At 52.8% G+C, this 8824-nt stretch carries 12 protein-coding genes; 4 read left to right on the top strand and 8 right to left on the bottom strand.

What is annotated here, in order from left to right; all coding sequences use genetic code 11:
* Window positions 1-78 precede the first annotated feature (78 nt).
* Together P3X23_RS03490 and P3X23_RS03485 are read right to left on the bottom strand one after the other, a co-directional pair.
* Window positions 79-771: a DUF1995 family protein gene (locus tag P3X23_RS03490; protein WP_300873195.1), complete on the bottom strand. Its 693-nt coding sequence runs from the start codon at window positions 769-771 to the stop codon at window positions 79-81.
* 5 nt (window positions 772-776) lie between these two features.
* Window positions 777-1106, bottom strand: a complete 330-nt coding sequence (locus P3X23_RS03485; RefSeq protein WP_300873194.1) for an Hpt domain-containing protein — start codon at window positions 1104-1106, stop codon at window positions 777-779.
* A 204-nt stretch (window positions 1107-1310) separates the two neighbouring features.
* On the opposite strand from P3X23_RS03485, the gene argC reads away from it, so the two are divergent.
* On the top strand, window positions 1311-2363 hold the full coding sequence (gene argC / locus P3X23_RS03480; protein ID WP_300873197.1) for an N-acetyl-gamma-glutamyl-phosphate reductase: 1053 nt from the start codon (window positions 1311-1313) through the stop codon (window positions 2361-2363).
* Window positions 2364-2366: 3 nt separating this feature from the next.
* Here the strand turns inward: argC and P3X23_RS03475 are convergent, their stop codons facing one another.
* From P3X23_RS03475 to hemH, 3 genes are all read right to left on the bottom strand, one after another.
* Window positions 2367-2537: a hypothetical protein gene (locus tag P3X23_RS03475; protein WP_300873192.1), complete on the bottom strand. Its 171-nt coding sequence runs from the start codon at window positions 2535-2537 to the stop codon at window positions 2367-2369.
* Window positions 2537-2818, bottom strand: coding sequence for a hypothetical protein (locus P3X23_RS03470; protein WP_367186501.1), 282 nt, complete (start codon window positions 2816-2818; stop codon window positions 2537-2539). The genes P3X23_RS03475 and P3X23_RS03470 overlap by 1 nt, the downstream gene beginning before the upstream one ends.
* 91 nt (window positions 2819-2909) lie before the next feature.
* On the bottom strand, window positions 2910-4076 hold the full coding sequence (gene hemH, locus P3X23_RS03465; RefSeq protein ID WP_300873188.1) for a ferrochelatase: 1167 nt from the start codon (window positions 4074-4076) through the stop codon (window positions 2910-2912).
* A gap of 121 nt (window positions 4077-4197) precedes the next feature.
* Here hemH and P3X23_RS03460 point away from each other — a divergent pair, with 121 nt between their 5' ends.
* The 3 genes from P3X23_RS03460 (at window position 4198) to P3X23_RS03450 (ending at window position 6337) form a co-directional block, all read left to right on the top strand.
* A complete protein-coding gene (locus P3X23_RS03460) occupies window positions 4198-5790 on the top strand; it encodes an Hsp70 family protein (protein WP_300873186.1) in 1593 nt (530 codons plus the stop codon).
* Window positions 5791-5805: 15 nt separating this feature from the next.
* A complete protein-coding gene (locus P3X23_RS03455) occupies window positions 5806-6069 on the top strand; it encodes a DUF3146 family protein (RefSeq protein WP_300873184.1) in 264 nt (87 codons plus the stop codon).
* Window positions 6070-6133: 64 nt separating this feature from the next.
* Window positions 6134-6337, top strand: coding sequence for a hypothetical protein (locus tag P3X23_RS03450; protein WP_300873182.1), 204 nt, complete (start codon window positions 6134-6136; stop codon window positions 6335-6337).
* Here P3X23_RS03450 and P3X23_RS03445 read toward each other — a convergent pair.
* The 3 genes from P3X23_RS03445 to P3X23_RS03435 all read right to left on the bottom strand — a co-directional run bounded on the left by P3X23_RS03445 (window position 6315) and on the right by P3X23_RS03435 (window position 8782).
* Window positions 6315-7463 (bottom strand): tyrosine-type recombinase/integrase, encoded by a 1149-nt coding sequence (locus P3X23_RS03445; protein WP_300873180.1) that lies wholly within the window; start codon window positions 7461-7463, stop codon window positions 6315-6317. The two genes, P3X23_RS03450 and P3X23_RS03445, sit on opposite strands and share 23 nt — an antisense overlap.
* A complete protein-coding gene (locus tag P3X23_RS03440; RefSeq protein ID WP_300873176.1) occupies window positions 7438-7590 on the bottom strand; it encodes a hypothetical protein in 153 nt (50 codons plus the stop codon). The genes P3X23_RS03445 and P3X23_RS03440 overlap by 26 nt, the downstream gene beginning before the upstream one ends.
* Window positions 7591-7798: 208 nt before the next feature.
* Window positions 7799-8782, bottom strand: a complete 984-nt coding sequence (locus P3X23_RS03435; protein ID WP_300873174.1) for a bestrophin family protein — start codon at window positions 8780-8782, stop codon at window positions 7799-7801.
* Between the last annotated feature and the right edge of the window lie 42 nt (window positions 8783-8824).

The raw sequence follows: 8824 nt of genomic DNA, 5'->3' as shown, positions 1-8824 counted from the left end.
CCCACCGACAGAGACAATGCCGGAAACCTCGCCCCCACCAACGAGTGGCACTGAACCTACACCCCCTTAGGGAGACCATTAGTTTTGCAATGCCCGCAAAAAGGCGCGCAAACGACTAAAGAGACCCTGACCATGGGCTTTGCTTTGGGGGGCGAGAGCACGCTCAATGTCTTCGCGACTGGGGCGTTGGTTAAATTCCGCTAGACACGCAGCAGTTGTCTCCCCGTACTGCCAGATTTGCCATGGTTGCGGATAACAGCGCCAAAGAATGATTGTTTCTGCCAGGGGACGCAAGTAATAGCACGGCTCGAGCGTACTGAGAAACCGCTCCCGTAACCGCCGACCAGCGTAGCCAATGCCAACGACGGCTACATCTTGAAGCCTTGGGTTCAAAAGGATAAAGGGGCGATCGCCAGCAGTTGCACACATCTGCTCAATGGCATTTACCTCCACAGGGGTGGGGGCAACAATGACAATGGCGCGATCGCTGGGTTCAATAGGCGTCAGTAATTCATTCACCCCCCGCACACTATAGGCAGTTTCACCCCATTCTCGACGGGCAAGGGCAGCAGATCCGGCATCGGCAAAAAAGACCTTGAGATCAGAACCCAGTTCTGTAAAGAGGGAAAGGTAGTTAGCGGCAAAAGCCATCGTGTTGAGGTCTGGCAATAGGATCTCAATTTGCAGACGGTTTTTGCCCTCTTGGAGCGCCGCTTGGGTGGCCTGTTGCGCTTGGCTGTAGGCAGTCTCCAGACTATCGGGGGGCAACATAGGGGCTAAGCGGAGACCTCGCTAGCAACGGTGGCAAACAGGTGTTGTAGTTCTTCCACCAGCGTTTTTGCTTGGGAAAGTGTTTCCGGGGTTGTGGCTTGTTCCAGTTGGGCAGCGATGGTTTGCATGGCAGTAATGCCAACATTGCCACTGGCTCCCTTGAGATGGTGGGCATCCCGCTTAATTTGCTCAATGTTTCCTTGATTGACAGCGTTAGCCAATGTCTGGAGGCGTTGCTGGGCATCCTCGACAAAGGTTTGCAGCAATTCCAATTCAAACTCGCGATCGCCCCCCGAAAGGGTAGCGAGATAATCCCAGTCAATCGGCGATGTCATCAATTCATTGTCCCCGACAGATTCCTCGTCGTTAATTGTAGCCTGTACGAGCTAGGGCTGTTCAACAATGAAAAGAGGAAGTCCAAGGCCAAATTTGTAACAATTCTTAACTTCATCACCGTGGCTTGCCCCCTTGGCGAAATAAGGGATTGAATGGCACTATCGCAGTGGTTAGGCCAACAACAGCAACAATATCGAGGAACTATGGGCGATCGCGTAACGGTGGGGATTGTGGGGGCCTCTGGGTACGGGGGTCTCCAACTGGTGCGTTTACTCCTTGACCATCCCCAAGTGGAGATTACCTACCTTGGCGGCGAAGGGAGCGCTGGTCGCCCCTACACAGAGCTATATCCCCATTTGCAGGGTCGGGTAAATCTCACGGTGGAACCCGTCTCCGTGGAGGCGATTCGCGATCGCGCCCAAGTGGTGTTTCTCTCTTTGCCCAATGGCCTTGCTTGTAAGCTTGCCCCGCAACTTCTTGAGCAGGGTTGCAAAGTACTGGATTTATCGGCAGACTATCGCTTTCAGGACTTGAAAACCTACACCCAGTGGTACGGTGAACGCCGAGAAGATGGCGCCACGGCTCAAAAAGCAGTCTATGGCTTGCCAGAACTCTATCGCGATCGCATCCGCCAAAGTTCCCTCATTGGTTGTCCGGGGTGTTATCCCACCGCTAGTTTGCTGGCACTCGCTCCCTTGATGAAGCAGGGTTTAATTGAACCAAATACGGCGATTATTGATGCCAAGTCCGGTACCTCTGGTGGCGGGCGTCAGGGCAAAATCAATCTCCTCCTTGCCGAAGCGGATAACTCCCTTGCCGCCTACAGTGTTGCTCGCCATCGCCATACCCCAGAAATTGAGGCTATCTGTAGCGAATTAGCTGGTCAAAGTGTGCTAGTACAGTTTACGCCCCACCTTGTGCCCATGCCGCGGGGAATTTTGGCCACCGTCTATGCCACGCTGCGAGATCCGGGTCTGGTGCGCGAGGATTTGATCACGATTTATCAAGCCTTTTATCGCCATTCCCCTTGGGTGAATATCCTGCCCCCCGGCCTCTATCCGCAGACTAAATGGGCATGGGGCACCAATGCCTGTTTTATTGGCATTGAGGTAGATGAGCGCACCGGACGCATTATTGTCATGTCTGCCATTGATAACCTGATGAAAGGGCAGGCCTCCCAAGCCGTGCAGTGCTTAAATTTAATGATGGATTGGCCAGAAACCATGGGCTTACCGCAGGTGGCCTTTTATCCCTAGGCCTCAAGTTTCATCCTGTTCCACTAAGGGCAGGCGATCGCCCTGTAACAGCTCCGTACTGCTTGCACTCAAAGATAGCCCTATCTGCCATAATCTCTGACCTAGGCACAAAGCTGCCAGAAAGGGAGCGGTACTCAAGCTTAACAGTAGCGTTGTTGGGGTCAAGCGAGCCATCAGAACTCATCACTATCTGAATTATCCGTGTCCTCCTCAGGAGGCACATTGGCAAAGAGTAACTCCCGTGATTTCTTCAGTTGCTTCCAAAGCACCTTAATTTGATTATAGGCTTCCTCAGAGCTAATCTTACCGCCGGTTTCCAGACCACAAATATAGCTTACCCGTTGCGCAAATTCCTGTAAATTGGCATTAAAGGCCAAGTTTTGCGGCGTAAAGGCGCCGTGGTAGCGACTGGTGGGGAAGAGGAATTTTTCTTTGTCAAATTCCGGTTTGGGCAATTCAGACACAAGGGTAGCCCTTTGCCAGTGAGGTTACTTCCTATTTTATCGAAAACCTTAAGATTCTTATGGCAACAGAGTCGCAGGTTTTTCAAAGCAGTCCCAGCATGTGCAATGGCCCTTGGCCACTAATCAACTCAATGATCAGGGCTAAAAAGCCCAGCATGGCCAAGCGACCATTCCAGCGTTCGGCAGCAGAGGTCATGCCCCATTCCCAGCGCTCCTGAGGATAGAGTTTCACCCGCTTACGGGACTTATTCACCTCAGCAAAGGTACGCGGTGGCGCCGTAAGGGCATCCTTCACCAGTTGGGCAAGCGCACCAATAAAGCCACTGTGATCGTTGAGGGCAGGCACTCGGCGAAAGACTTCAATCCCTGCTTCTTCAGCAATCTCGCGGTACTCAATGTCAATTTCTTGGAGGGTTTCAATATGCTCTGAAATGAAGCTAATGGGCACAACAACAAGGGTTTTCACCCCTTGGGCTGCTAATTTGGGAATGACATCTTCGGTGTAGGGTTGCAACCACTCCACTGGCCCCACCCGACTTTGGTAGGCCAGTACATGGGAGTTAGGGCGGTTGAGGGCGGCCATAATTAGCTTCACGCAGGCTTCGATTTCCTCTTGGTAGGGGTCTCCGGCTTCGGTGACGTAGCTTTTGGGCACGCCGTGGGCACTAAAGAAAATCACTGCTTCCTCGGGGTTGGGGCACTGATCTAATTCTTGGCGAATTAAATCCGCCATGGCGGCCACATAGCCGGGGTGGTTGTACCAAGAGGGAATTAGCGTATAGCGAATTTTTTGCAATTCCGGGTCTTGTTGCCAAAGACTCTCCAGCAGGCGAAAGCTGGAGCCACTGGTGCTAATGGAAAACTGAGGGTAAAGGGGTAAAATCACGAGATCGCGAATGTGATCTGCTTTGATTTGGGCGATCGCTTCCTCCGTAAAGGGGTGCCAATAGCGCATACCGATGTACAAGTTAGCCTCAATGCCAATCCGTCCAAGGGCATCTTTAAGGGCACGGGCTTGCTGTTCAGTAATGCGCCGTAGGGGAGAGCCACCCCCAATTTGGGCATAGTTGGCCTGAGAGCGACGCGCACGACTTGTGGAGATAAACCAAGCAAGGGGTTTTTGCAGCCAACGGAAGGGTAGGCGAATAATTTCGGGATCGGAAAACAGGTTGTACAAAAAGGGGCGCACATCCTCGGGGCGATCAGGCCCACCTAAATTGAGAAGTAGTACACCTGTTTGGCTCGCCATTCCCAAAATCACCTAAATCTTTTCGCGCTCGCTTTCTTATTGTGACATACTCTCAGGATCTCAGGGGGTAGAAAATATCGGTAAGGTAAGGATTAGACAGGGCTGTTCATGTGTTTCAACGGTGACCTACGCAATTGATTTCGGAACCAGCAATACGTTAATTGCACGGTGGAATGAGGCCACCCAAGCTGCGGAAGCGGTAACCCTTTCGGGTCTCTCGGTGGGTTTTGGCGCAGTGCCTGCCCTAATTCCCAGCTTGATCTATGTGGCGGATGCCAGTGTTCCACTAGTGGTGGTGGGGCAGCAGGTGCGCGATCGCGGGCTGGATGTGGTGAGCGATCGCCGCTTTTTCTCGCGGTTTAAGCGGGGCATTGGCGCCACGGTACAGGGCTATTTGCCGGCCTTGGAGGGCTGTTCTTTAAGCTTTGAAACCATTGGCAGTTGGTTTTTGCAGGCGCTGTTGAAAGACCTCCAACACACTGGCGGTGGCGATCTTGAACAGGGACTGATCTTTACAGTGCCGGTAGATAGCTTCGAGACCTATCGCCGTTGGCTTTTGCAGGTGTGTGAGGGCTTGGCCATTGAGCAAATTCGCCTTCTAGATGAACCCACGGCTGCGGCTTTGGGGTATGGGGTGGCCGATCGCCCGCTGATCCTAGTCATTGACTTTGGCGGTGGCACCCTCGATCTCTCCCTTGTGGAACTCAAGACTGATCAACGCCAGAGCCGTCCCTTGGGATTTATTCTCAAGTGGGGCGATCGCCAGTGGGTCTCAAGCGACAACCAACGTCCCCGCACAGCGCGGGTGATTGCCAAGGCGGGCTTGAGTTTAGGGGGCACAGACATTGACCACTGGATTTTAGATGAGTGGGTGAAGCGGGGCATGACCGCCAATAGCCTGCTCCTGCGCCTAGCCGAACGCTTAAAAATTCAACTTTCACAGCAACCCTACGCCCAGGAGGTGTACTTTGACAGCGAAACATTTACCACCTTTGAACTGCGCCTCGAACGGCCTGAATTGGAGGAAATTCTCCGCCAACAGCAATTTTTTCAACGCCTCGATGCTGCCCTCAGCCAAGTACTGCAACAGGCTCGCCGCCAAGGGATCACCCCCGACACAATCGATGCAGTTCTCTTAGTGGGGGGAACCACGCAAATTCCCGCGGTGCAAAAATGGGTGGCTGAGTATTTTGACGCCACAAAGATCAACGCCCAACAGCCCTTTACAGCGGTGGCCATGGGTGCGCTAGCAGTGACCCAAGGGCTGGAGCTTAAGGATTTTCTCTACCACAGCTACGGCATTCGCTTTTGGGATGCAAAGCTTAATCGTCATGGCTGGCAGCCGATTATCCAGCGCGGCCAACCCTACCCCATGAGCGAACCTGTGGAGTTGATTTTAGGTGCCTCCACGGAGGGGCAGCCCGGTATTGAACTGGTGATTGGGGAATTGGGAGATGAGCAAGGGGGTGTGGAAATCTTTTTTGATGGCGATCGCCTGATTACCCGCAGTGCCGGTGAACGGACGGTGCAGCCCCTCAATGACACCCCCCAGGGCAAAACTCTCGCCAAACTGGATCCCCCCGGCGCTCCGGGGAGCGATCGCATTCGCGTCCTTTTTCAAGTGGATGGCGATCGCCAACTGCGGGTCACCGTTGACGACTTGCTGACCCAAGAGCGTCTCATTAATTATCAAATCGTGACCCAATTGCGCTAACAGATTCCCTGAATTGTGGCTTGTCATCCCTTCCCCCAAACCACCGCCTATGTCCGCATCATTGCCCAAAGTTGGCAAGAGGGTCACATTCGGGGCTACGTCTGCGCCGGCGAGTATCAGTGGGAATTTTGCTGGCAATTTAAGGCGAAAAAACTCCACATCTGTCCGGCCCTTGGGCGTGCTCTGATTAAAGAACCCTTGGGGCGGTTTCTGGAGGCGCAGGACTACCAACTAGAGCCGGGAGGCGATTATGAATTTGTGATCCGTGCCAAATTTTAAGCCGTTTTCCTGTGCCTAAGCTACAATCGGTGAAGAAACCTGTGCTGATATTGCCAGATAGCCTATGTTCTTGAGCGAATTAGCGCCCCTTGTCAAAGAGTTGAGCCAAAAACCCATTGCCTTTATGGGGGGCTTTGTCTCTGGATTGTTGGGGTTAAGCCTTGATCAAAAGCCAGTCAGCGACTGGATTAAACAATATGGCGACTATCAGCCCCCCAGCTCCCCACCCTCCCCTCCCAGTGATTTTAAGAGCATTCAAATTGAGTAAGTACCCGCGCCACGGCCTGCCGCTGATCTCGCAGGGTGAGCCAGCGGTGATAAGTTTGAGTGTGAATGGCCACGCTGTGTCCCATCATCCGCGCGGCAACGGTATCGGGTAAGCCATAGTGAATTGTACGCACCGCCCAAGCATGGCGCAAGTCATAGGGACGAAAGGGCAACTGATAGCGACGAAACTGTTGATTAACCCGCTGGCCAATGCGTTGCAGGGTTGTTTTCGTCAAATCAGTATTGATCCTCGGCAACTGGGGCGATCGCAACTCAAACACTTCGACCCATTGGGGGGGAAAGGGCCACACCTGATGACAACCAGTTTTTGTGGTTTCCTGCACCTCAATCATCCCTTGAGGGTCTCCTGTTACGAGGCCACTCAGGTCGCAGAAAAAGACCTCGTGATTGCGCAGGCCGTAGGTGGCCATTAAGCCATAGACATACCGCCAACGGGGGTTGGGAATTTGATGATAGGCAGCCAAGATCTCCGCATCACTGGGCAAGTCCCGTGGCTGGAGCGATCGCCGCGAATAGGTGCCCCAAAACTGGCTAAGGGGAATTGGTAACTCTACCCCTAGGAACCGACAAAATCCTTGAAAGGCGGTACAGGCCACCTGCCGTTGTCGCTTATCAGCGGGGATTTGCCGCAACAGACCATAGATCAGTTCTGCTAAGGAATGGCTAGGATGATTAGCAGCAGCTCTGAGCAACTGTCGCAAGTAGGGGGCATAGGCCGTTTCCCACGTGGTGCGGCTAAGATCCCCTTGAGTCAACACTGCCGTTTTAAAGGCGGCAATTTGCTCTCCCAAGGATAATTCCCCCAGACGACCGAGGCCCTTGACCCGTTCATAATCCTGCCAGCGAAAGGTGTTTTCGAGTAGTTTGGCAGCAATAATTTTTGCTTCGCGCTCCGCAGCTTTAAGACCGCTGGGGGTGGCAGGTAACCCTAGACTTAAACGCTGTTGGTGGGGACGCAGCCGATGGCTTCCGGGACGCGGCGGCAGGGTGCCACGCAGGCTGAGACGTTGGCCGCGTTGTTCAATTTGTAGACCCAACTGAGCTAGTTTTAGGCGTTGATTGACCTGTTGAAGTTGGTGATCAAGGTTCTGAAAAGATCTGGCCATGGCTAACAGGGGTACCTAAATCCCCAAAACTGCGACGAGGACGTTTTTTCCACGGAATATCGAGAACCCCCGCTTGGGGGCGGCTACGGCTGGGCTTATACTCAATCTCGATAGGGGGATAGTCCACAGCGAGTACACTAACTGAACAATGGGCAGGACGCCCAGTAGAGATAGATGCCCCGCAGCGGCGGCTGAAATGAGTTGGCCAAGGCGCTTGAGGAGATTTTCCCTTTCAAGATTGTATTGGACAATCAGGCTAGCGGCGGGCAAGTTGAAGCGAATCTGAGAAGGGGGAAACACAGTTGTAGTCATGGTTAACGACCCATGGGAATTGGCTAGGGAAAGGGCTGGACGGGGCGATGCTGATGGGTGGGTGCACTAATTAGATCATGGATATTCTGCTGCATCGTTAGGCAAATTGCATCCAAGGGCAGATCATTGAGATCACGGCCAAAGGGATTTTCAATTTCAATGCCAATTTCTTCAACCCCAAAGAGAGTAAAGGCAATGAGTCCCACCATTGGACCTGTCCACCACCCAAGGTTATCCACCAATTGAAACGGCAGCAGTAAACAATAGAGGAATAGTAACTGCTTGAGATGAATGGCGTAGGCAAGGGGCATCGGTGTTTTCAGAATGCGCTCACAGGCACCCAGAGCATCCACTAGTTGCACCAGCAATTCATCTATGTAGGTGAGTTGATAGAGGGACAGGTGCCCTCGGCGGTGCTGTTGATGCAGATAGTCCTCAATCCAAAGAGCAATACGCAAGGGGACATTTTGTACAGTTTGCAGTTCTTTGTATTGGTGGGGTTTCAGCAGTGGTTCGAGTTCGGCAAAGGACTCACCCCGCAGGTGTTGCTTGGTGGCGATCGCAAATGCTCCCACCAAATAAACGGCGTCAATTTTACCTTGACGATCCTCTAGACCCTTTTCATCAATGGCAGTCCACATCAACCGCGTTAAACTACGGGAATTGTTCACAATGTTGCCCCACTGACGGCGGCCTTCCCAAAAACGTTCATAGGCCGTATTGGTACGAAAGACTAAGAGCAAGCCCAGCACAATCGAAGGGATCAGACTGCCGAGCACTGGCCAGTGAACATTGATGAGGTATAGATCGACCACAGTGACAAGGAAACCAAACCCCCCACAAAAAAGCACTTCTGAGAGAATAGCTGGAATCACGGAGCCACGCAGGCGCAAAGCAAGGGATAACCATCGTGGGGGTTGCAGCAGAAACTTGGCAACGCCAGATCCATGCTTTCCTACCTGACGTTTAGGCGCTTGAGAAAAACGGAGAAAAGAGAAACGACTCATGACACCAGTGGAGAATTCTCACCCCCATCTTTAGCACACTGC

This window comes from Thermosynechococcus sp. Uc (genome assembly GCF_029335995.1).
GTDB lineage: Bacteria > Cyanobacteriota > Cyanobacteriia > Thermosynechococcales > Thermosynechococcaceae > Thermosynechococcus.
Note: the sequence above shows the minus strand (reverse complement) of the source record. Positions and strands in the feature narration are given on the sequence as shown.

What these genes read in the sequence shown, in the direction of transcription:
- P3X23_RS03475 (WP_300873192.1), bottom strand. Translation starts at nt 2,537, where the DNA reads ATGGCTCGCTTGACCCCAACAACGCTACTGTTAAGCTTGAGTACCGCT.
- P3X23_RS03435 (WP_300873174.1), bottom strand. Translation starts at nt 8,782, where the DNA reads ATGAGTCGTTTCTCTTTTCTCCGTTTTTCTCAAGCGCCTAAACGTCAG.
- P3X23_RS03490 (WP_300873195.1), bottom strand. Translation starts at nt 771, where the DNA reads ATGTTGCCCCCCGATAGTCTGGAGACTGCCTACAGCCAAGCGCAACAG.
- hemH (WP_300873188.1), bottom strand. Translation starts at nt 4,076, where the DNA reads ATGGCGAGCCAAACAGGTGTACTACTTCTCAATTTAGGTGGGCCTGAT.
- argC (WP_300873197.1), top strand. Translation starts at nt 1,311, where the DNA reads ATGGGCGATCGCGTAACGGTGGGGATTGTGGGGGCCTCTGGGTACGGG.
- P3X23_RS03485 (WP_300873194.1), bottom strand. Translation starts at nt 1,106, where the DNA reads ATGACATCGCCGATTGACTGGGATTATCTCGCTACCCTTTCGGGGGGC.
- P3X23_RS03450 (WP_300873182.1), top strand. Translation starts at nt 6,134, where the DNA reads ATGTTCTTGAGCGAATTAGCGCCCCTTGTCAAAGAGTTGAGCCAAAAA.
- P3X23_RS03445 (WP_300873180.1), bottom strand. Translation starts at nt 7,463, where the DNA reads ATGGCCAGATCTTTTCAGAACCTTGATCACCAACTTCAACAGGTCAAT.